Source organism: Duncaniella muricolitica, from assembly GCF_910574735.1.
GTDB lineage: Bacteria > Bacteroidota > Bacteroidia > Bacteroidales > Muribaculaceae > Duncaniella > Duncaniella muricolitica.
Window position 1 is genome coordinate 1 of the sequence record NZ_CAJTCF010000029.1, and the last position, 20,705, is coordinate 20,705.

The following is a 20,705-nucleotide window of genomic DNA, read 5'->3' on the forward strand; positions in this document are numbered from 1 at the left end:
GTCTTTCGCTAATTTTATCACCAATGCCTTGAGTGCTATCGCTGCTTACTGCTTTTTCCCAAAGAAACCGTCTATCTCTTTGGAGTTTGTGACAGATAACCAGCTAACTTTGTTCTGATTGCTTATATCGAACTCACGTTATTTATATTCATCAGGAAGATAGACCGCGAGTGCCATCTGCTTGTTTAGGTAGGTACTGTCGTATGAAATATGTCGAATTTCACTCATTTTTCCAACGCTTAACCATTAGATAATCATCTTCTCTTTCTTCCAATATCTCAAAACCGGCTTTAAGATACATGCCTACGGCATAATTGGATTTATCGACCGACAATGAGACTTTTCCATATCCTATTTTATGAATAGCATCCAATAAGGAAGAAAGAAGCCTTGTGCCGATGCCTTTGCCTCGGTATTCGGGATAAACGGAGATTGCCAATTCAGGCGTTGAGTCATCAACCTTGCCGTATGAACAGCCGAGCCTCGACCATGTCGCCCCGACAATCAGACCGTCAACAACAGCCACCAGACATATATCATCCGGCAATTTGCCGAAATCTTTTACATACGCCCATATCATGGGTTGTTGCAATACAGTGCGAGGCACTTTCTGAGTTCCTTCCGGCTGATATATGGCTTCATAAAGGAATTCGGTCAAGAGCATTGCTTCGTCGGATTTAATTATGCGTATTGTAATATTATTCTGGTATTCCATTTCAATACAATTCCATGTTTCACCAAGACATCTGTAACTCTCAGTTTCTTGCCTGCCAACACGATGGAATCCAACCGATTTATAACAACGTATTGCAGCCGGATTGTTTTCAAACACGCCCAATGACACTTTTGTGGCTTCGAGTTTGCAGAATGCATAATCAACCGCCATGCTGACAAGAGTTTTTCCCAATCCTTTGCCACGCTTTGAGTCATCAACAATAACAAAACCAAGACGTTGTTCGGATAAATCATCTGCCGGAGTGCGTAGAGTAATATACCCGACAATCTCTTCACCGTCAACCATAGTCAGAGCAATAGAGTTATGTCCGTCAATGTATTGCTGATGATATGAGTTCATATTTTCCGGCGTGACAGGAAACCTCTCATATCGGTCAGCGCACCATTGGCGCATAAGATATTCGCTTTTAAGCCAAGTGGCGATTACGTTGGCATCCGTGGGCTGATATGGTCTGAGGATAAGGCTCATGGCTTGTGGTTGCGTTTGATTTCATCTATTGACTTGCCGCCTATACCAAAGTTCTCATCCGGCAATTCCTTGATTGTGACCGTGAAGAACTGTGCCGGAATATTGGTTATCTTGGAGGCAGTCGCTGTCAATCGCTCGATAAGTTCTTTCTTTTGTTCGGAGGTTAATGCTCCGCTTTCAACTGATATGTAGGGCATAATTCCAATTTATAAAGTACATGAGGCTTCAATTTATGACCTTCAGGCAATGAGGGATGAGTGAAAAAGCACACTCGACTCATTCCGATTTTCTGCATCACTCGTTCCGAGCGATGGTTGCCTACCGTCGTGAATGAATAAATTTCATTGAACAAATGATTTATCCGCGCATAATCAAGACAGGCTTTTGCGGCTTCGGTAGCGTAACCTTGATTCCAATATTCTTTAGCAAGTCTCCAACCAATCTCAACCCCGGGAGAAAACCCCGCATCAAAATCAAAATGATGGAATCCGACATAACCGATAAAGAGGCCATCGCTTTTTGTTTCCACCGCATAAAGTCCGTAGCCAAACCTATCATGCTCGGCAACTATACGATTATAAAACTGCACCGTTTCTTCCAAAGAAAGACATTTGGGCAGATATTCCATAACCTCCTCGTCACTGTTGATTGCAGAAAATGGAAGTATATCATCCTTCAGCCAAGGGCGCAGAATAAGTCGCTCAGTTTCAATCATAGTAACATCGACTTTAACTCCTCCGTTATAAACATCGTCGGAGTAAACTCCACAATCTGATAATCGGCAATGCCGTTTATGTGAAACGGATCTTCGGCGATGATAGCATCGACCGCTTCACGGCTTTCTGCTTTCATCATTATCACGCCACCGACACGCGGATTCTGCGGGCCTGATGCGATGAAATCTCCGTCGGCATAGTGGTTGGCGAGATATTCACGGTGCGCCTGAAGAAATTGGTCAACTTCGTCCAGCGGCTTTTTGTATGTGAGAATTGCAATAAACATAACGAGTCTATTTTTTCCAGCGTTTAAGGTGAGGGAAGAATTGACGCATCATGTCTTTAGCCTGTTCCTGTGTCAAGTTCTGTCCTGACTGCTTGTTTATCTCATCAGTGAATTGGGCGCAGTGGTCAATCATCTGCTCCATAGTCATATCCTGCGCAAACTTGCCATCTTTGTAGCAGTAGATGCAATAATCTTCATTGAGTGTGCCATCGGTATTCGTACCGAGGATTTCGTTTGTTAGCGGCATACCACAGCTTTGACAGAATTTTTGTTCCATATCGTTTTTCTTTTTGCCCATCAGTCCAACAGGGCAGGTTATTAAAATACAAAAGCGCGGACTGCAATGCCACTTCTTTATTCGGAGGTCGTAGGAAACCTTGCATACAGATGTAGTAATAGCAGCCCACGCTATATGCGTGAGAACCACTATGCCATCTGAGTATGCAATTTGAAAATTTCCTACGTTTCCAAATACTTGATGAGCATAACGCTTCTTTTTCTTATGTCTTGGAAAAAGTTGCCCCTATCCGAATGCAAAATTAGTTATTTTATTGATATTTTGCATTATATAGAGCGGAATTATAACTTGAATCCTCTACTTTTTCTTGGCTCTTCCGCTGATTGTCGTAAACCTTGCCGAAGTTTCTCCCATTGCTCTTTGAACCATTCGCCTATTGGTTGCCTGTTTATTGTAAGCACCAATTTATTATTATCAACCGAACTTTTCTCAATCTTGAAAATATCGTTCTTTATGTCAAACTTTCGTCTATGCTCTTCGGAATAGATTTTCCCATTGCATCTGATTGCTTCCTTTTTTGTCAAAAGACTGTTTATCATATCTTTGGTAAATCCGATGGCATAGCAGAGTTTTTCCATTCTCAACATCTCTTTGAGTAAAGGGAACCAGTTGAACGCTTTTTCAAGAATGGTGTTCAATCGGGATATTTCCTTGTCTTTGGTTTCAAGCTCTTGATTATGTATTCCTTGTAGGTTCCGAATCTGCTTGCCGTGCTGTTCCTGCATTTGTTGCATCTTGGCTTTTAATTCATCAATACCCTTGTCACGCTTGGCAATTTCATGACGTAAATTCTCATTGGTTTGTTCCAAATCTTTCAATTTTCCGCTTCCGAAAAGAGAACCGACACCGCTTGCTATGGCTGTGGCTGCATCGGTAGCTACACTTTTGAGTTTGTCGGTGCGTATTTCCGATTTTACTTGTTTGAGTTCCTGCTCGGCAAGGCTTACTTGTTGTTCCTTGTGTCGCTTGGTTTCCTCTATACGTTGTAGTTCGGCTTTCTGCTTCTCAATGATGAAGTCATTTCGTTCCAAATGCTCCTTACCAGTAACATTTTTTGATTGCCCACGTTCCATCATTAGAATGTCTGATGCCAAAGTCTGCATTTTTGCCATATCCTCGTCATTGAGTTTACGGCTCTTTCCTGTATCGTGGTTCATCCAGTCAAAAACAATATGGGCATGATAATTCGGCTTAAACCATTTTTCACCCACTTGAAAACTCTCTTTGTCTTCTGCGTCAGGTTTTTCACCCAGCCAATGTCCTTCGTCCTTATGCAGGAATATTTGGAGTGGCGTGATGCCCCAGCGTCTTTGGCACTCTTCGCCAAATTCACGCACATCAGCCAGTGTGGTTTCCGGTCTGATGAGCAGTACACCCTCACGAATGGGGGAACATCCTGCCACCTTGATTATTTTACCATTTTTTCCTTTGCGTTCCCGCTCTTTTTCCTGCATGGCACGTCCGGTCTTTTCCTTGACCATCCGTTTGATATTGTCGTAGTGCGTTTGCAGTTCGGGAGTGCCGAAGTTCGGGTTTATCCATTGTTCGTTGTCGGCAGAAAGTTCGGACACAACATAGATTTTGGACATCCCGATGTTTCGTATATACTCGGCAGTCCTTCGGTTGTGTGCCTCGCTCGATGCGATGTTGCAAGGCTTGATATGTATGCTTGATTTTGTTGCCATAGTTTTTTTGTTTACATTAGATTGCTTTGTTCGCTTCCGCAGTGGGGTTCTTAGGGGTGCAACCCATAAGCGGTGATTGCAAAGAGAGGGTCACTCTTTGCTCGGGGTTCTCAGGGGTGAACGCCCTGAGTGGGTTATTAGGGCAAAGCCCTAATCCCCTCGGGAGAGCCCACAACTACGAAAGTGGAGCGTGTAGTTATAGTGGGCTATAACCGAAAGCCGTTCTTCTTTTTCGGTGGCTGGGTGTGCGTCTCTCTTACGGACTGGATTTGCCTGTTTCTTTCAGCCTGTTTTTGTAGGTATTCGTTCAAGTCCTTGCATCCGCTGTAGGTCTGCGAAGCGTCACGGATGTATAAATCCCTGCCGTATTCCATACGAATTTGCCGGAGTGCTTCCATCCCTGCACGGTCATTGTCAAAGAAACAATGTATGCGCTCGTAGCTACCCAACGGATAGAGAGCCTTGCTCACATTCGATACGGAGTTCAATACAATGTAGTCCTGTCCCTCCAACTCCGGATAATTCGGGCAGCTCTCCTGTCTCAATGTCAGAAAGGAGAGGTAGTCCATAAATCCCTCGAACACATAACACGTTTCCCTCGCTTTTCCCGCCTGTCTGATGTGGGAGATTTCCTTAGGGGCAATACAGCCCTTGAAATAGCGGTTGCGAATCTCATAGCCGCCCGATACATTAGGAAAGGCAATGGCGAAATACCGCCTGCCGTTGTTGGTGAAATGAGCTTCTCTGCATTCTCTTTTTGCCAGTTCCGTATTTATTCCCCTTTCCTGCAAATAGGAGAGCAGGGCAGGAGAAGAGAGCGGTACAATCTCCAGTTGCTGGAAACTTGGCTCGGAAAATGATTGCTTGCCAAAAGAGAAAGACACTGGGCGGATGTGTGGTGTCTGTTCCTCAATTTTCTGTAAGATGTAGGAAATGCAGGTGGAACAATAAAGCTCCTGTGCCAGTTCGATGATGCCGCCACCTTTGCCGAGTGCAAAATCATACCATTGGTTACGCTCGGTATTTACCTTGAACGAGGCTTCGGTTTCTTCCCTTAGCGGTGATTTATACCACAGGTTGATACCCTGCCGTCTGACGGGAGAATATCCCAAGCTGTGCAGATAATCCGCTATCTTGATTTGTTTCGCTGTCTGTATATCCATAAAATGATTGTTTGAGTAGTTGGTGAATTGGTTTGTTTTTCTTTTCGCCCGTACCATTTTAAGAAGTACGGTTTGTATAACCACTTCACTAAATTGTCGTATATATAGAGTACGGCAATAAAGTGAAGCGGTTTTGTTACATTCCGCAACCACTTCGCTTTATCCTTAATATATAGACCCTCGGAATAAAGTGAAGCGATTGCAAGGTGTGGCTAATAGTGGAAGTCGGGCATGAATGTGTATTTTCTGCCGTTCTCCTGCACTATCATCCGTTTGTTGCGAAGCATGGTGATGAGCGGTACCGCCTTTTGATGGTTCATCTTTACACCTACTGACGTATAGCCCTTGATTAAAGCATCTTCCAGCTCCTTGTAACCGTATCTCTCTTTCAGCCCGAAAACGGCTTCCAATGCGATGCGGTGCTGTTGTTCGGTGATATGCCTGTAAGGGTCGAACTTCTCTTCTTCCGGTCTTCCCGGTTTTTTGACTTCGGGTTTGTAGCCCTCTATAAGTTCGGGCAAGGCATTTTCATTGATGCGAAAGGCAAACGGTTCAAGATCCATTGCACGTATGTGCATGGCTGAAACACTGCTTATATCACCGTTGCCCTTGTCCTTTTCCACCAGCAGGACGGTTTCCGCTTTATTGTTCAACTCCGTGCCGATATGCCCTCTTGCATTCTCATCCCCTTTGTTTTGGTGCAGTATCGTATGGATGTGTATCTGCCTTTCATCCGTCCATTGCATCAGTTTGGAAATTATGCGTGTCGATTCACCGGGGCTGTTGATGTCATATACCATGTCACGGATGCCGTCTATGATGACAAGACCAATGTCGGGCGTATTACAGATAGCCTGTTCGACAATCTTTATGCGCTGCTCGGGCGTGTATTTCCTCAAGGCGAGAAATTCAAGGTTCTCACTGTCCCTGTCATCAGGCAAACCGGCCATCCGCAAAATGCGTTTCATGACTTTCAGACAATGGTAAGGGCTTTGTTCCGTATCTACATAAAGCACTTTCCGTTTCTCTTCGGGGAGTTCCGCCACATACCGCAACACTGTACCGTTTTTCAATGCTGCGGCTACGATAGCCGACACATTGAATGTCTTTTTACTTTTTGCTTTGCCGATGGATGCGCTGAAATTGCCCAATGTCCCAATGACAGAACCATGCACTTTGAGGATTTCAGGTGCTTTCTCATAACTTTTCGACAGGCTCAAACGTGAGGCTTGCCAAAGGATTACGGCTTCTTCTGCCGATATGTCCTTAAATTCTTTCATATAGTCCATAGCTATTCCTCCCATTATTTCCGTCTTCCGGTTTTCTTTCCTGCCAGTTCAAGGGCAAGCTCCACATCCACGATAATCTTGCGTCCTATCTGGGTGATGGCTTTGTCAATCTTTCCGCTTTTCTTGATGCGGTTGGCGGTTGGCAGGCTGCACCCGAACAGTTTGGCTATGCCCAGTATTCCGTACACATACTTTCTTTCTGTGTCCGTAACGGGTCGTGGTTGCACTTCCGTTTGACCGGAAGCGTGTTTGCTCAGGAATATGAACTCTTCGCCTGTCATCTGCCAGACGGGTTTTAATAATAACTCTTGAAGATTTGTCATCGTTCAATCTATTTAGCCGTTAAACAATCAGCCCTGCGCACTGGCTGTTATCTCTGTTCTCGAACGATGCAAAATTAGGTAGGGGAGTGAGTGGTAAGGATGTGGTTGGCGTAAATAGAATATTTTATTATTTCTCTGAATATCAGACAATAAAAATACCACTCAAAAATTAATTTGAGTGGTAAAAGTGGTAATTTCGTAAAATATCAGGGCATATCACGGATTATCGGAATATTGCGTCCATTTCTTTGGCGAACTTCTGGTTACTGTCACTTGGAAAATCGGAAACCGGCTCTTTGTACTTTGACTTGTAGTAGTTCTCGTCAATATCCAGCTGTTTCAGGATTGTATTCTTCCATTTGTCCCTGTCCTTTTTGGGCAGTCTTTCACTCATCAGGAATATCAGGTAACACACCCGTACCTTTTCCCTTGCCTTTATTTTTAGTTCCTTTTCACCGGGGTACAGGTTCATGTTGGCATAGAAGTCCTGCGTTGCAATATCTTCAAACTGTTCCCCCACACAGACTTTATGAATAAGCGAAAGTAATTCTGCATCGAAAAATTCGGATTGCTCCTTTGGCGCATCCTGCTGTTTCTCTTGCTTGCTCGGTTCATCCGGCTTGTCTTTTGCAACGGGAATATATTTTGCCAGTATTTCCATAAAATGGAAACTCAGTTTATAAATATCTCCGCAACAGTTTTCAATATATTGGAAAGCTTCCTTCCTTGCCTGCCGTTCCAATTCATAAAGCCTGTCCAGTTCTTCTTTTTCCTTCTCATATTCAGCCTTGCAGCGTTCATACTCCTTCTCGGCTTGCTTTTCTTCTGCTGCCGTATGTTCCCTGTAGCCAATGGAATCATACCTGTTATACGCTTCATTCAAAGGCTTGCTTAATTTTTGTGTAACCTCCAATTGTGCCTTTATATCAGTGTCATATCTGCCAGCGAAGTTGTAACACACACGAGAAATTATCTCATCATCAAACAATGGATGTTTTTCGTAAATCAATATGTTTTTCTCTATCTCGCTTCTCAGGCTGTTGAGGACCAGAGTATATTGTTCTTTCGGTTTGTCAAGCACCAGTTCAAGGATGGCGGCTTCAAAAGATTTTGTGTCATTGTATTGCTTGTAGAAGTCCGTGATGAATTTCTGCCTTTCAAAAGAGAAAGCATGGCTGATTATAAAGTCGCTGTATATCCGGTTGAGTTCGCCATATTGGGGAATCATAATCAGTATTTCTCCTGCCATATATCTTGGGTTTATGGATTTTTGTCTTTATCAAGAAAGGAAGCCAGTTCTTCTTCTACTTCTTCTATACTTGGCAGAGCCGATTTTAAGTTTTCAGGTATAGCCTTGCTCAACTGGTAATCGCTGATGCCTATCGGCTGGTCATAGCCTGTCAATGCGTATTGTGCTACAACTTCGTCTTTTCCCTTGCACAGCAACAACCCGATAGTCTTGTTGTCATTCTCTCCCCTCAGTTTGTCATCCACCACATTGATGTAGAAGTTCAGTTGTCCCGCATACTCCGGTTTGAATGGGGTAGCCTTTAATTCTACTACAATGTATGCGTGTAAGGGAATGGAATACAGAATCAAGTCTGCATAGAAATCGCTGTTACCAATTTGAAAATGCTTCTGTCGGGCAACGAAAGCAAAGCCATTTCCCATTTCCAGCAAGTAACGTGTGACGTGCTTAACCAGTTGTTCTTCTATGTCCCTTTCGTCCGCCTTTTCCTTAGTTCCAGCCAAGTCAAAGATGTATGGGTCTTTTAGAAGGTAATTGGCAAGGTCGCTTTGCGGTGCAGGAAGCGTGGCAGTGAAATTATTAACCTTGTTGTTGCTGATTTGTCTGCTATACAGATTGGTTTCAATTTGTATTTTAAGAACATTGCTGCTCCAGCCCATTTCCACGGACTGTTTCATGTACCAATAGCTTACACCCAATGGAAGCGAACTGTTAAGCATAATCACATGGCTCGCCCAATTGGTTCTTGCAACAGGTGATGCCATAAATATGTTTTCTATATCCTTAATTTCCATACGGTAAATGTCGGATACGGTTTTGGCAACATTATGAATTTGTGCAAGAGGTTCTTGCGTGATTATAATTTCTTTGTTATCAACGGATTGAATTTGCGCAAGAGGCTCTTGCGTAAATTGCGAATCATTTAAGTAGTGTACTTCATCTTCAATTTTCTTCACGCTTGGAGCTATCAGCTTTGCATCCGTATCAATGAAATTCTGCAATGCTCTCAATGGATATGTTCTTGCAAACTGACACATATAGGTAAGGTTGCGTTCCGAATAACCTTTCTTTTCGGGATAATTGAATCGGATAGCCTTTGCCAGTTGCTTGATGATTTTACTTCCCCATCCATATAAGTTTTGATAATAGAGGATATAGTTGCCCATTTTCCAATAATGGAACAACATTTGCGCATTGGCTGCGGTAATCAGCCGGACTTGCGCCTGTTGTATTTCCGAACCGACAGCATTTATAAATGCGTCAAAGGTCGTCTTTTCTATGTTATGTCCGTTGTTGCTCATCTTATGATATTTTCAGAATACAAATATACTTCAATGGTGGTAATTCATGAAACTAATTGATACTTTTATAGTTGATTAAACTTGTTCATGGCGTTTGCTCTGATGTCATCCGCTATGTCAATATAGGGTTTCATGGCTTTGTAATCGCTGTGTCCCGTCCATTTCATGACCACCGGTGCCGGAATTCCGAGTGCCAACGCATTACAGATGAAAGTCTTTCTTCCGGCATGGGTACTTAACAATGCGTATTTGGGGGTGACTTCATCTATGCGCTCATTTCCCTTGTAATAGGTTTCCCGTACAGGCTCGTTGATTTCCGCCAGTTCACCCAGTTCTTTCAGATAATCGTTCATCTTCTGATTGCTGATGACGGGCAATGCCATGTGGTTCTCGAAATGAACATCCTTGTATTTTTCAAGAATGGCTTTGCTGTGGTCGTTCAGTTCGATTATCAGGCTGTCCGCAGTCTTGACTGTGGTGACTTCAATGTGGTCGGGCTTAATATCACTTCTTTTAAGGTTACGGACATCCGAATATCGTAAGCTCGTGAAGCAACAGAACAGAAAGACATCCCTGACACGTTCCAAATACTGTTTGTCATGCGGTATCTGATAATCTTTCAGCTTGTTCAGTTCATCCCATGTCAGGAATATTACCTTTTTAGGAGTTGTTTTCAATTTGGGTTTGAATGCGTCGTATGCAATGTTCTGATGATACCCTTTTTTGAAGCTCCAGCGCAGGAACCATTTGAGAAACCCCATTTGTTTACTGATGGTGCTGTTTCTCATGTCCTTTTTGTCACGCAGGAAATTGACATACTCGTTCAGCCCGAACTCGTTGAAGTATTCAAAGGTTACATCTTCCTTGAACTCTTTGAGGTGATTTCTTACCGCTGCAAATTTCTCGTATGTGGATGCCGTCCAATTATTCTGGTTGCCACACTCTTTTACAAACTCATCAAACACTTCCCAAAAACTTATCTGCGCTTCTTCCTGCTGTTCTTCACTGCTGTCTTTCATCCGCAGATTGAACGCATCCTTTAGCTGTTGGGTGGTGGGCATGATTTCCTGTACCTCAAACTCCTTGAACACGTTTTGCATATCGGCATAGTATTTCAGCAAGTCCGCGTTGATTTCGGATGCGCTTTGTTTCAGCTTGTTGGTGCATCCGTTCTTTACCCGTTGTTTGTCGGCATCCCATTTGGCTACGTCAATCCGGTAGCCTGTTGTAAACTCGATGCGTTGGCTTGCGTATATGACACGCATACGGATAGGCACGTTCTCCACGATTGGCACACCGTTTTTCTTCCGGCTCTCCAATGCAAAAATGATGTTACGTTTGATATTCATAATTGGGTGCGTTTGAAATTCTACACCCAAATATACACCCAAAAATTGAAATAGCAAAAGGCATTTAGAAAGATTTAGATTTACTCTGCATTGTAGATAGTATATGATTATCAGTGATTTGCAATTTTATGATATTTTCTGAAAGCGTAGGTTCGGGAGCCTCTCTCTCTCTCCGCTTTTAACATTGAAAATCAATGTTTTAGCGAATAAGTATCCGAAAAAGTACCCAAAAACGGACTTTTGAGGGTACTTTTCTTTTATCCGGGGCCAATATAAAGCCGGAAGCCCCGCCCGGCTCCCGGCTCTATTAGGGGGCAGCGGATTTTTCGGGTCGGCGGATTTTTCCGGTGGGTACAAGGGGATGTCAAGAATATAGTGTGGCCAGTCTGAACATGAAGAATTTGATGTCGCCGACACCCCGGAACTGTGTTCTGAACGCCTTGATTTTGGCATTGAAATAGTTGATTATTGTGGTGTTGTGGTTCTCGAAGGTCTCCAGGACCTTGTTGAATTCATTATTCCCGAAGGCCTCCACTTCGTTGTACCATCTGGCGAGATTCAGTCTGGCAACTTCTGCAGAAATCTTCTCGTTAAATATGTCCACAAGCTTTAGAAACAGCCTGTATGCACAACATACCGTCTGACGACACCCGGCTGCGTGGCTTCCTCGCCGATAAGAATATTGTGCTTATTAACAGGTAGTTTGAGATGGTTTTGCCTTTTTGGCTTACTTTTTATACATGAAATACATTGAGAAGAGTCATTCACATTTCACTGAAATATCTGACGGCATGAGTCCGTCGCCGGAAACGGTGAGAGTCACAGGACCTTTGCCGCCGTCGGATTGCAGCAATATCTGGGCAAGGCAATTGAATGTGCTGACCTCATACGAGCGGGCTCCGCGCTCCGACGGACGCTCTGAAGCCTGATAGGCCGGATCACCGTTGCCTACGCCAAGTATTCTCGCCGGTCCGTCCACCGAAATAGAAAGACCGACATTGGCATCGGGCACAAACCGGCCCTTTCTGTCGACCAGTCTCACAGTGACGACTGCCACGTCGCGATTGTCGGAAGCTATCGCATTGCGGTCACATTCAAGTTGCAGTTTCTCAGCCTTGCCGGTTGTCTCCACTACCTTTGTGAGAATTTTCCGGCCGTTTTTATATCCGACCGCCTTCAGTTTGCCCGGACGATACACCGTCTGCCATTCAAGATGTCCGTTTTTAGGCATGACTTTTCGTCCGACACTTTTCCCGTTGACAAACAGTTCTACTTCATCGGCGTTGCTGTAGGCCCATACGCTGACATCCTCCCCTTCATGACCGGCAAGATTCCAGTGAGGGAATATGTGCAGTGTAGGCTCGTCGGTCCACCATGATTTCAGATAATAAACCTCGTCTTTCGGGAAACCGCAGTAGTCGAGAATGCCGAACTGCGAGCCTGTCGCGGGAAATTTCATAGGATTAGGCTCTCCGCGGTAGTCAAAGCCGGTCCAGTAGAACACTCCTCCGAGCCAGGGACGCTCGTCATAGAATTTCCATCCGCGCTCAATGACGTTGTATGTGCTGTCACGATGGTCTTTGCCTCGGTTGAGGGCCACCATGTGTCCGCGGTCATGAGCGGGATAATATATTCCGCGGGTTCCGCAGCCCGAAGTCTCCTCGCTCCCGACGGCCTTGCGGTCAGGATAATTCAGGCGGTGCTCTTCCACCGGATTCTGCATGATGTAGTTGTAGCCGGCCACATCGACGGGGACAACGACGTTAGGGCCGCCGCTCGTAGCCGCACTCATCATTCTCGTGGGGTCGATGCGGTGGCAGTATTCACGCATGGCTTCCGCGATGAGGTTGCCCTTCTCATTCCATTCGATGCCCCACTCTTCGTTGCCGACACTCCAGAGGATTATCGACGGATGGTTGCGGTCGCGCTCGATCATCGTGCGCAGTTGACGTATATGTTCGTCATTGACCCCCATCAGACGGTTTTCTTCGATGACGAGTATCCCGAGGCTGTCACATGCATCGAGCATTTCGGGAGTCATAGGATTGTGACTTGCCCGATAGGCATTTACACCCATCTTCTTAAGCTCGCGAAGTCTGAAAGCCTGCAGAGCGTCAGGTATGGCCGCTCCGACTCCGGGATGGTCCTGGTGCATGTTGACACCTTTGAGCTTCACCCTGCGTCCGTTGAGCACAAATCCGCTGTCGGCATCAAATTTCACATCCCGCAGACCGACCGTAGTCGAGTATTCATCCACCGTCTTGCCGTTGACAAAGACTGAGGTGTTGACTTTATAAAGACGGGGATTTTCAGTATCCCAAAGTTCCGGATTGGTTACGGTCACACTGCCTGACGCGACCCGGCCCTCTTTAGGCAGCAACGCGCCTTCGGGCAAAGCGACCTCGGCCACAGTCTCACCCGAGGGAGACACCATCTTGTGAAGCAGGCTGTAGGAGGCCGGAGTCACCCCTTTGTTGTCGACCTTACACTCGATGTCAATACGGGCCTCCGACATGTCGGGCGTCAGAGTGGAGGAGACAAATGTCCCGAAAGGAGCCACATGCACCGGGTCGGTCTTGTCAAGCCACACATGGCGATATATGCCTGCTCCTTCATAAAACCAGCCCTCCTCGAGAGTGGCGTCGGCTCTGACTGCCACCACATTGTCGCCGTCATAATTCAGATATTCCGAAATGTCATAGACCTGAGGGATATATCCGCTCGGCTCGTTGCCGAGATAGAAGCCGTTGACCCAGATGCGGGCATCGCGGAAAATTCCGTCAAACTGCAGCGATATATGCCGCCCCTTGTCCTCGGGCGACATTTTAAAAGTCTTGCGATACCATCCGACACTCGTCTCGGGATACTTATAACCCACAGTCTTGTATCCGTGGCTGTGGCTTGCTTCGTTTGCAAAAGGCAGATCCACCACCCAGTCATGCGGCAGGGTTACGGACTTCCATTCCGCGTCCCATTTCGACTTGTCGAAAGCAAGACTGTAGGGGCCTTCGTTGTGTTGTGAAGCAGCTTTTGTCAGATAGTTGAAGTATTCTGTGCCACATCCGAAATCCTTAGCGGGATTAGAGGCGTTGCCAAAGGCAAATTCCCAATTGTCGTCAAACAGTATATGCTCGCGGGTCTGAGCGTAAAGGCCTGAAAAAGCTGTAGCAAATAGCAATGCGAATAATTTATATCTCATATAATTTAGGCTTGAAGAATTGAATGCAAATTCACCATTTCATTCCTTTTGTTGCAAGAAAATTAGTTGTAAAAATGGTCAAAAATAATCATGTATATTTTGAAGCAAAATCGTGATATGTCGATTATTCTTCGTATATTCGCGGTATTACCTTAATACCATTATAGAGACCATATGACAGCTAAGATATTATTGGCTATTCCCGCGCTGATGTTCGGAGTCGCCGCAGCCGATGCTATGCCGGCTGCTGTGTGCGTGGCCGACAATACGGCCAATGTCCGCACCGACAGATACTCAGCCACGCTACGGCCCGCGCAAAACGATCGTCTTTTCGCCAGCAAAGCCGTGGAGAGGGAGATAAAACGTGTCAAGGGCATGCTGAAGAACCCTAAACTCGCATGGATGTTTGAAAACTGTTTTCCCAACACCATCGACACCACCGTCCACCACCGCATCGGTGATGATGGCAAGCCCGACACGTTTGTATATACGGGCGACATACACGCCATGTGGCTCCGCGACTCCGGAGCACAGGTATGGCCCTATGTACGGCTTGCTGAGAACGATGCCGAATTGCGGGCTATGGTCGAGGGGGTGATACGCCGTCAGTTCAAATGCATACTCCTTGACCCGTATGCCAATGCGTTTAATGACGGACCGGTCGGTGGGGAATGGCAGTCTGATTATACCGACATGATACCCGAAGTGCATGAGCGTAAATGGGAAATCGACTCGCTGTGTTATCCCATACGTCTTGCTTATGAATACTGGAAGATGACAGGCGACGACAGCATCTTTGACGACGTGTGGCTTCAGGCCATCGTCCGTATTCTTGACACCTTTCTCGCCCAGCAGCGCAAGGATGGCAACGGGCCTTACAAGTTTCAGCGTAGGACCGAACGTCCCTTCGATACTCTCAGCAACGACGGATATGGAGCACCCGTCAAGGGATGCGGACTCATCGTATCGTCGTTTCGTCCGTCTGATGACGCCACTGTGCTGCAGTTTCTTGTGCCCTCCAATTTCTTTGCCGTGACCTCGCTGCGCAAGGCGGCCGAGATACTCCGTGAAGTCAACGGGGATACCGCCCTTGCCGCCCGATGCTCGTCACTGGCCGATGAAGTGGAGGATGCCTTGAAGCGATATGCCACATACGAGCATCCCGAGTATGGCACGGTTTATGCCTTTGAGGTGGACGGTTTCGGCAATCATCTGTTGATGGACGACGCCAATGTTCCGAGTCTCCTGGCTATGCCTTATCTGGGAGATGTGGATGTCAATGACCCCGTCTATCAGAACACCCGCCGCCTTGTGTGGAGCGACAGCAATCCTTACTTCTTTAAAGGCAAGGCAGGCGAAGGCATCGGCGGCCCGCATATCGGCTACCAGATGGCATGGCCTATGAGCATAATGATGAAAGCATTCACCTCGCAGGACGATAACGAGATCAGGACGTGCCTCAAAATGCTTCTCGACACTGACAACGACACCGGTTTCATGCACGAGTCATTTGATGTCGACGACCCGTCACACTTTACCCGCGAATGGTTTGCCTGGCAGAACACACTTTTCGGCGAACTCATATTGAAGCTGGTCAACGAAGGTAAAATCGACCTCCTTAATTCGATATAAACCAATACCCAATGATGTGATGCCGTCGCCGACGACATCACATCATTGGATTATATTTTATGGCGTATTGACGATTTTTGCGTAGATTGTTGTGGCAAGGAAAGAGGAGTTCTGCAACACCCTCATTTCGGGTCAAGCCGAAATGGCGGTGCATGGATTTTGAGAAAAGTGTTAAATTTGCGGTATGAAAACCGCAGATGCAATATGGATGTGCCTGCCCGAGGGCATGGACGAACTATTTGAGATGGTGCGCTTCGAGCGCACGGAACAGTCCTATGACATATGGCTTGACGAAAAGAAGAAACTGTCTGATGAAGACTATCGTAATCCGCATATCGTAGCGCGAGGCTATACGGATTACGTTACGATACAGGACTATCCGATGCGAGGACGGCCTGTGTTTCTTCACATGCGCAAGAACAAGTGGTGGGACAAGCAGACCAACGAAATCTTCAGCTACAACCTCGAGCTTCCCAACGAGGAAAGGACACGACTCAGTGCCGAGTTCGTGGCTTTTTTAAAAGATGAAGGTGGAGACGACAGCCCTGTCGATTAAGCATATAGCGCAGATGTACTGCGTCAACGGCAAACATTTTGCCGACTTGTACCGCAATAAGATAAGCGGTTACGCCGACTGGTGCGAACAGGAGCTTGGCTGTGGGTTCTATTTCAACGCCGCTAATATCGGCCCTTACATGAGCCTTGACGAGACGTGTCTGAGCAACGGCGAGGTATGGACGTTCCTGACCAACAAGGACGGCCACGGNTTTGAACAGTATGTTGACGCGATGGCACTGTATTTCAGTCCATTTGTTCTGCGACATCATCAGAGTGTGTTTGCTGCGGGCCAGTATCTGGCGCATGGTCTCTCCGTTGGAGTACGTTACCGGCGGTTCGGACTTGTCGCGGTTGTTTTCCTCTGCGATGAGCTGTCGGCGAATGTCGATGCGGATTTCGTCAACGGCCTCATTATAGACCTGTTGTACATGAAAACGGTCATTGACCACATGGGCGTTATAGAATACTTCACCTGCTATCAGCATCATTGACGGCGACAGATTGCAGGTAACCTCTTTTACTTTGCGCCTGACTGACTTACTCATAGGTGCTATGGGGAAATCAATCAGACGCAGGGTCAGGGAAGTGACCTGCGATCTTTCGCCATCAATGATGCTCATAGCCGCGGAAGTGTTCTATAACGCCCATGTTGTCAACGACCGTTTTCATGTCCAGCAGGTCTATAATGAGGCCGTTGACGAAATCCGTATCGACATACGCCGTCAGCTCATTGCCGAGGAAAACAACCGCGACAAGTCCGAACCGCCGGTAACGTACTCCAACGGAGAGACCATGCGGCAGATACTCGCCCGCAGTAAGCACACCCTGATGATGTCGCAGAACAAATGGACAGACATTCAGCGTCATCGCGTCAATATCCTGTTCAAGTACCATCCGATTCTAAAAAGTGCCTATACTCTTGCGATGGAGCTGCGCAAGATTTTCAACGCTAAAATCTCACCGACAAAAGCCATGGGGCGGATGAACAGGTGGTATGAAAAGGTAATGGCTCTTGGTAACAACAACTTCCGCTCGGTAATCAAAACATTCAAGAACCACGCTCCAACTATCCTGAACTACTTCCGCCGTCGTGCGACCAATGCCTCCGCCGAGGCATTCAACTCTAAAGTCAAAATATTTCGCTCACAAATGCGCGGGGTTCGGGACCGAGACTTCTTCATATTCCGACTGGTCAAACTCTACGCCTAAAAATTTAACACTTCTAACTGCCAAATTTAACATATGCACCGCCATTTCGGCTTGACCCGATATTCTTATCTTTGATTAAAGCAGGAAAGAGTATCTCAACATATGCCTTCATTCCAATGGCTTTGATAAGGCACGTTAATTCATCGTTATCGATAGGTGTCATAAATTTAATTACGTTATATTTGTTATTTGCTTATGCAAATTGCAAGGAAAGTTGCGCGGAATATTTGAATTTTGCCTGTAATTTGCCTGTAGAAAATAAAAGAAGCGACTTAACTTAGTGATTATCACTTTGTTAAATCGCTTTTGGGGTGCCCAGAACAGGAGCATTAACTATGAACTGTATTGAATAGTGCTTATTTTTGAGTGAATGTCGATATTTGCGTAAAATGCTGTATTTCAATCACAATGAATTGAATTAAATCGGTTCAAATTTCAATCAGACTCGAACTCGATTTGTTAAAATTCAACCTTCGCTGACAATTTGCTGACAAAAATTGTTGTATCTTTGTAGTGGCTTTAGAGCCTAAATATCAGTGAAGTAAACAAAGTTGAATTTAAACGAAACTCTCCAATGGCGACAATTAAACGCGCTTTATCGGCGAAGACAAATCCTTCGGGCAGGGCTGAAATCATGCTCCGAGTGTCCGTTTCCCATAGTGTATCACACCGTATCAAGAGCGGTCTCTTCATCAAGAAAGAGCTGTTCAAGGATAACAAATTCTCTAATCCTCGTGATCCGGAATTGAAGAAGGAAGTCCGCGATATTCAAGACCGTCTTGACGAAATCGAGAAGTTCCTTATTCGTATCTGTGAGGACACGCCTCTCAATAAAGTGACGAAGGACTTTCTTCTCACGCAGCTGGACTTGTTCCTTAATCCCCCTGTGGAGGACGCGCCAGTTGCGCCCGAAGTGACCTTCTTTGACATCTTCGAGGACTACATCACAAAGAAGAATATCTCTGAATGGAGAATCAAGCATCTGCGCGTTCTCAAGCGTGCGCTGATGCGATATGAACTCTATGTGCGCGCCAACGGCAACCGCCGGTATAAAATCAAGCTCGATGACTTCACGGTTGATGACGTGAATGACTTCGAGAAGTTCCTCCGCAACGAACATAAGTTCTATAAAAAGTATCCGAAAATCTACGAAGCTGTACCGGCGGATACGCACTCTCAGCGCAAAAAGCCGAAGCCACACCCCAAGGGCGATAATACCATCGTCGGACTCTTCGGTTTGATGAGAGCTTTCTATCGCTGGTGCAGAGACCAGGAACTAACGACCAACGATCCCTTTGCCAAATATAACGGAACGACAACAGAGGTGTATGGCACTCCCTACTACATCTCCCTTGAAGAGCGCGACAAGATTGCCGACTATGACCTTTCGGCAAATCCATCGCTGGAGGCACAGCGTGACATCTTCATCTTTCAGTGCTTGATCGGTTGCCGTGTGTCCGACCTTATGGCTATGACTCCGGCAAGCATCATTAACGGAGCCATAGAATATATGCCGCAAAAGACCAAAGGAGAGCGTCCTCAGGTTGTCCGTGTACCGCTCAATGCACGTGCGAAGGCTCTGGTAGAGAAATACGCGGGGCGCGATGATTTGAAAGGTAAACTGTTCCCGTTTATCAGTTCGCAGAAATACAACGTGGCTATCAAGAAGTTTTTCACCGTATGTGGAGTGGACCGTATGGTGACTGTTCTCAACCCAACGACCGGTGCGGAAGAGAAACGCCCCCTCAACGAAATCGCAAGCAGTCACCTCGCTCGACGCACCTTCATTGGCAATCTCTACAAGAAAGTCAAAGACCCCAATCTCGTCGGCTCCCTCAGCGGTCATAAGGAAGGCAGTAAAGCCTTCGCCCGTTACCGCGACATCGACGAGGACATGAAGAAGGAACTTGTTGATTTACTTGATTAAACAGTTGAAAGTTACTGATAATCGAAGAATAATGTGTAAATTTGTATTATGACACAGGATTTGACACTCTCTCAGAATAAAGAGTACCGTAGCTGGGTTAAGGAACTTAAGCAACGGTACCTTTCCGCCCGTCTTAAAGCATCCGTAGATGCCAACCGCACATTGTTGGAATACTATTGGAGCGTGGGGCGCGACATAGAAGACAAACAGTATGCCAACACATACGGCTCCAAATTTTATGAGACATTGAGCCATGATATGAGGTCTGAAATGTCCGGAGAGAAAGGCTTTTCAGAAGGTAACATACGGTATATGTATCGCTTCTACCAGCTGTATAATCAATTAATTGTAAAACTTCCGCAGAGTGCGGAAGATTTCAGCCAGACAAATCTTCTACAGGGTGTAGACGATTCAGACATAGCAAATCTTCCGCAGCTTGCGGAAAGATTATACAATGAGGTCTGCTCTATCCCCTGGGACCATCAACGAAGGATAATTGATAAGTGTAAAGGTGATGCGAAAAAGGCTCTTTTCTTTGTCCGTAAGGTTATAGAGAATAGCTGGGGCCGCGATGTGTTGCTGAATTTCCTCGGCACCGACCTGTACGAGCGTCAGGCGAAAGCCCTCACCAATTTCAGCAAAACGCTTCCAGCACCACAAAGCGATCTTGCCCAGCAAACCACCAAAGACCCATACGTATTCAACTTTCTGGCGATGACGGAGGACTATAACGAGCGGGAACTTGAAGACGCTCTTGTCGCCAACGTGACGAAATTCCTTGTGGAGTTGGGCACCGGATTCGCTTACATGGGAAGACAGTATCGACTGCAAGTAGGCGAAAAAGAAATCTTCATCGACCTTCTGTTTTACAACACCCGCATACACGCGTATTGCTGCGTGGAATTGAAGACTGGCTCATTCGAGGCATCCCATCTTGGACAGTTGGGTCTGTATGTTACGGCAGTCAATCATCAGCTGAAGACTGAATACGACAATCCAACCATCGGATTGTTGATTTGCAAGGACAAAGACAATATCGAGGCTCAGTATTCATTGGAGGCATACAATCTTCCTCTTGGAATATCTCAGTATGAGCTGTCCAAACTTATTCCCAAAGAGATAAAGAGTTCTCTGCCCTCTATCGAGCAGATAGAATCAACGTTGGAGCAATTATCGGAGAATGACGAGGAGTGATATTTTCAACTCCAACCTACATTTTAGAATTTGATAGTCCCGATTCATCACGAGTCGGGACTATAAGTATGTGTCTGCCCCTAATTGAGAGATCAGATTTCCATTCTATGCCCTTTGGATTAA

The 20,705-nt window shown here is 45.9% G+C and carries 19 protein-coding genes and 2 pseudogenes; 6 read left to right on the forward strand and 15 right to left on the reverse strand.

Annotated features, from left to right (window positions below):
• A pseudogene (locus tag QGT73_RS07870) lies at positions 1 to 118 on the forward strand (IS982 family transposase); the annotation flags it as partial.
• Between the two features lie 102 nt (positions 119 to 220).
• Here the strand turns inward: QGT73_RS07870 and QGT73_RS07875 are convergent.
• From QGT73_RS07875 to galA, 14 genes and pseudogenes are all read right to left on the reverse strand, one after another.
• The gene (locus tag QGT73_RS07875) at positions 221 to 1,204 is read right to left on the reverse strand and encodes a GNAT family N-acetyltransferase (protein ID WP_084273927.1); all 984 of its coding nucleotides are present in this window, start codon (positions 1,202 to 1,204) and stop codon (positions 221 to 223) included.
• Positions 1,201 to 1,401, reverse strand: coding sequence for a 4-oxalocrotonate tautomerase DmpI (gene dmpI / locus QGT73_RS07880; protein WP_068960004.1), 201 nt, complete (start codon positions 1,399 to 1,401; stop codon positions 1,201 to 1,203). The genes QGT73_RS07875 and dmpI overlap by 4 nt, the downstream gene beginning before the upstream one ends.
• The gene (locus tag QGT73_RS07885; RefSeq protein WP_008774220.1) at positions 1,368 to 1,919 is read right to left on the reverse strand and encodes a GNAT family N-acetyltransferase; all 552 of its coding nucleotides are present in this window, start codon (positions 1,917 to 1,919) and stop codon (positions 1,368 to 1,370) included. Before QGT73_RS07885 ends, dmpI begins: the two co-directional genes overlap by 34 nt.
• Positions 1,916 to 2,206, reverse strand: a complete 291-nt coding sequence (locus tag QGT73_RS07890; RefSeq protein WP_068960003.1) for a YciI family protein — start codon at positions 2,204 to 2,206, stop codon at positions 1,916 to 1,918. The genes QGT73_RS07885 and QGT73_RS07890 overlap by 4 nt, the downstream gene beginning before the upstream one ends.
• Before the next feature lie 7 nt (positions 2,207 to 2,213).
• Positions 2,214 to 2,483 carry a zinc ribbon domain-containing protein gene (locus tag QGT73_RS07895; protein ID WP_008664964.1) on the reverse strand — a complete coding sequence of 90 codons (270 nt, stop codon included), beginning with the start codon at positions 2,481 to 2,483 and terminating at the stop codon, positions 2,214 to 2,216.
• A 302-nt stretch (positions 2,484 to 2,785) separates the two neighbouring features.
• Entirely contained in the window at positions 2,786 to 4,189 is a 1,404-nt protein-coding gene (locus QGT73_RS07900; protein WP_068960002.1) for a coiled-coil domain-containing protein, read from the reverse strand.
• A gap of 206 nt (positions 4,190 to 4,395) precedes the next feature.
• The gene (locus tag QGT73_RS07905; RefSeq protein WP_280122094.1) at positions 4,396 to 5,352 is read right to left on the reverse strand and encodes a toprim domain-containing protein; all 957 of its coding nucleotides are present in this window, start codon (positions 5,350 to 5,352) and stop codon (positions 4,396 to 4,398) included.
• A gap of 212 nt (positions 5,353 to 5,564) precedes the next feature.
• Positions 5,565 to 6,641 (reverse strand): AAA family ATPase, encoded by a 1,077-nt coding sequence (locus tag QGT73_RS07910; RefSeq protein WP_280122095.1) that lies wholly within the window; start codon positions 6,639 to 6,641, stop codon positions 5,565 to 5,567.
• Positions 6,642 to 6,655: 14 nt separating this feature from the next.
• On the reverse strand, positions 6,656 to 6,964 hold the full coding sequence (locus QGT73_RS07915) for a DUF3853 family protein (RefSeq protein ID WP_280122096.1): 309 nt from the start codon (positions 6,962 to 6,964) through the stop codon (positions 6,656 to 6,658).
• Positions 6,965 to 7,187: 223 nt separating this feature from the next.
• Positions 7,188 to 8,213, reverse strand: coding sequence for a hypothetical protein (locus QGT73_RS07920; RefSeq protein WP_280122097.1), 1,026 nt, complete (start codon positions 8,211 to 8,213; stop codon positions 7,188 to 7,190).
• Positions 8,214 to 8,224: 11 nt separating this feature from the next.
• Entirely contained in the window at positions 8,225 to 9,514 is a 1,290-nt protein-coding gene (locus QGT73_RS07925) for a PDDEXK nuclease domain-containing protein (protein WP_280122098.1), read from the reverse strand.
• A gap of 65 nt (positions 9,515 to 9,579) precedes the next feature.
• Positions 9,580 to 10,863, reverse strand: coding sequence for a site-specific integrase (locus QGT73_RS07930; RefSeq protein ID WP_280122099.1), 1,284 nt, complete (start codon positions 10,861 to 10,863; stop codon positions 9,580 to 9,582).
• Between the two features lie 364 nt (positions 10,864 to 11,227).
• Positions 11,228 to 11,509: pseudogene (locus QGT73_RS07935) on the reverse strand (transposase); the annotation flags it as partial.
• A 114-nt stretch (positions 11,510 to 11,623) separates the two neighbouring features.
• Positions 11,624 to 14,062 (reverse strand): beta-galactosidase GalA, encoded by a 2,439-nt coding sequence (galA, locus tag QGT73_RS07940; protein ID WP_280122100.1) that lies wholly within the window; start codon positions 14,060 to 14,062, stop codon positions 11,624 to 11,626.
• Positions 14,063 to 14,236: 174 nt separating this feature from the next.
• Here galA and QGT73_RS07945 point away from each other — a divergent pair, with 174 nt between their 5' ends.
• Positions 14,237 to 15,694, forward strand: coding sequence for a glycoside hydrolase family 125 protein (locus QGT73_RS07945; RefSeq protein WP_425278392.1), 1,458 nt, complete (start codon positions 14,237 to 14,239; stop codon positions 15,692 to 15,694).
• Between the two features lie 184 nt (positions 15,695 to 15,878).
• Positions 15,879 to 16,250, forward strand: coding sequence for an ISAon1 family transposase N-terminal region protein (locus tag QGT73_RS07950; RefSeq protein ID WP_280122101.1), 372 nt, complete (start codon positions 15,879 to 15,881; stop codon positions 16,248 to 16,250).
• On the opposite strand, the gene QGT73_RS17505 is transcribed toward QGT73_RS07950, so the two are convergent.
• Positions 16,189 to 16,872 (reverse strand): transposase, encoded by a 684-nt coding sequence (locus tag QGT73_RS17505; protein ID WP_425278393.1) that lies wholly within the window; start codon positions 16,870 to 16,872, stop codon positions 16,189 to 16,191. The two genes, QGT73_RS07950 and QGT73_RS17505, sit on opposite strands and share 62 nt — an antisense overlap.
• Between QGT73_RS17505 and QGT73_RS07955 the strand changes: the two genes are divergently transcribed.
• From QGT73_RS07955 to QGT73_RS07965, 3 genes are all read left to right on the forward strand, one after another.
• A complete protein-coding gene (locus QGT73_RS07955) occupies positions 16,805 to 17,461 on the forward strand; it encodes a transposase (RefSeq protein ID WP_280122102.1) in 657 nt (218 codons plus the stop codon). The two genes, QGT73_RS17505 and QGT73_RS07955, sit on opposite strands and share 68 nt — an antisense overlap.
• A gap of 574 nt (positions 17,462 to 18,035) precedes the next feature.
• On the forward strand, positions 18,036 to 19,388 hold the full coding sequence (locus tag QGT73_RS07960; RefSeq protein WP_280120831.1) for a site-specific integrase: 1,353 nt from the start codon (positions 18,036 to 18,038) through the stop codon (positions 19,386 to 19,388).
• Positions 19,389 to 19,436: 48 nt separating this feature from the next.
• Positions 19,437 to 20,582, forward strand: coding sequence for a PDDEXK nuclease domain-containing protein (locus tag QGT73_RS07965; RefSeq protein ID WP_280120832.1), 1,146 nt, complete (start codon positions 19,437 to 19,439; stop codon positions 20,580 to 20,582).
• Positions 20,583 to 20,705 lie beyond the last annotated feature (123 nt).

Bases quoted from the DNA above. Each gene is read 5' to 3' on its own strand.
- QGT73_RS07890 (WP_068960003.1), bottom strand. From the start codon at position 2,206: ATGTTTATTGCAATTCTCACATACAAAAAGCCGCTGGACGAAGTTGAC.
- QGT73_RS07875 (WP_084273927.1), bottom strand. From the start codon at position 1,204: ATGAGCCTTATCCTCAGACCATATCAGCCCACGGATGCCAACGTAATC.
- QGT73_RS07955 (WP_280122102.1), top strand. From the start codon at position 16,805: ATGGGGAAATCAATCAGACGCAGGGTCAGGGAAGTGACCTGCGATCTT.
- dmpI (WP_068960004.1), bottom strand. From the start codon at position 1,401: ATGCCCTACATATCAGTTGAAAGCGGAGCATTAACCTCCGAACAAAAG.
- QGT73_RS07920 (WP_280122097.1), bottom strand. From the start codon at position 8,213: ATGGCAGGAGAAATACTGATTATGATTCCCCAATATGGCGAACTCAAC.
- QGT73_RS07950 (WP_280122101.1), top strand. From the start codon at position 15,879: ATGAAAACCGCAGATGCAATATGGATGTGCCTGCCCGAGGGCATGGAC.
- galA (WP_280122100.1), bottom strand. From the start codon at position 14,062: ATGAGATATAAATTATTCGCATTGCTATTTGCTACAGCTTTTTCAGGC.
- QGT73_RS07895 (WP_008664964.1), bottom strand. From the start codon at position 2,483: ATGGAACAAAAATTCTGTCAAAGCTGTGGTATGCCGCTAACAAACGAA.
- QGT73_RS07925 (WP_280122098.1), bottom strand. From the start codon at position 9,514: ATGAGCAACAACGGACATAACATAGAAAAGACGACCTTTGACGCATTT.
- QGT73_RS07945 (WP_425278392.1), top strand. From the start codon at position 14,237: ATGACAGCTAAGATATTATTGGCTATTCCCGCGCTGATGTTCGGAGTC.
- QGT73_RS07960 (WP_280120831.1), top strand. From the start codon at position 18,036: ATGGCGACAATTAAACGCGCTTTATCGGCGAAGACAAATCCTTCGGGC.
- QGT73_RS07885 (WP_008774220.1), bottom strand. From the start codon at position 1,919: ATGATTGAAACTGAGCGACTTATTCTGCGCCCTTGGCTGAAGGATGAT.
- QGT73_RS07910 (WP_280122095.1), bottom strand. From the start codon at position 6,641: ATGGACTATATGAAAGAATTTAAGGACATATCGGCAGAAGAAGCCGTA.
- QGT73_RS07900 (WP_068960002.1), bottom strand. From the start codon at position 4,189: ATGGCAACAAAATCAAGCATACATATCAAGCCTTGCAACATCGCATCG.
- QGT73_RS07905 (WP_280122094.1), bottom strand. From the start codon at position 5,352: ATGGATATACAGACAGCGAAACAAATCAAGATAGCGGATTATCTGCAC.
- QGT73_RS07930 (WP_280122099.1), bottom strand. From the start codon at position 10,863: ATGAATATCAAACGTAACATCATTTTTGCATTGGAGAGCCGGAAGAAA.
- QGT73_RS07915 (WP_280122096.1), bottom strand. From the start codon at position 6,964: ATGACAAATCTTCAAGAGTTATTATTAAAACCCGTCTGGCAGATGACA.
- QGT73_RS07965 (WP_280120832.1), top strand. From the start codon at position 19,437: ATGACACAGGATTTGACACTCTCTCAGAATAAAGAGTACCGTAGCTGG.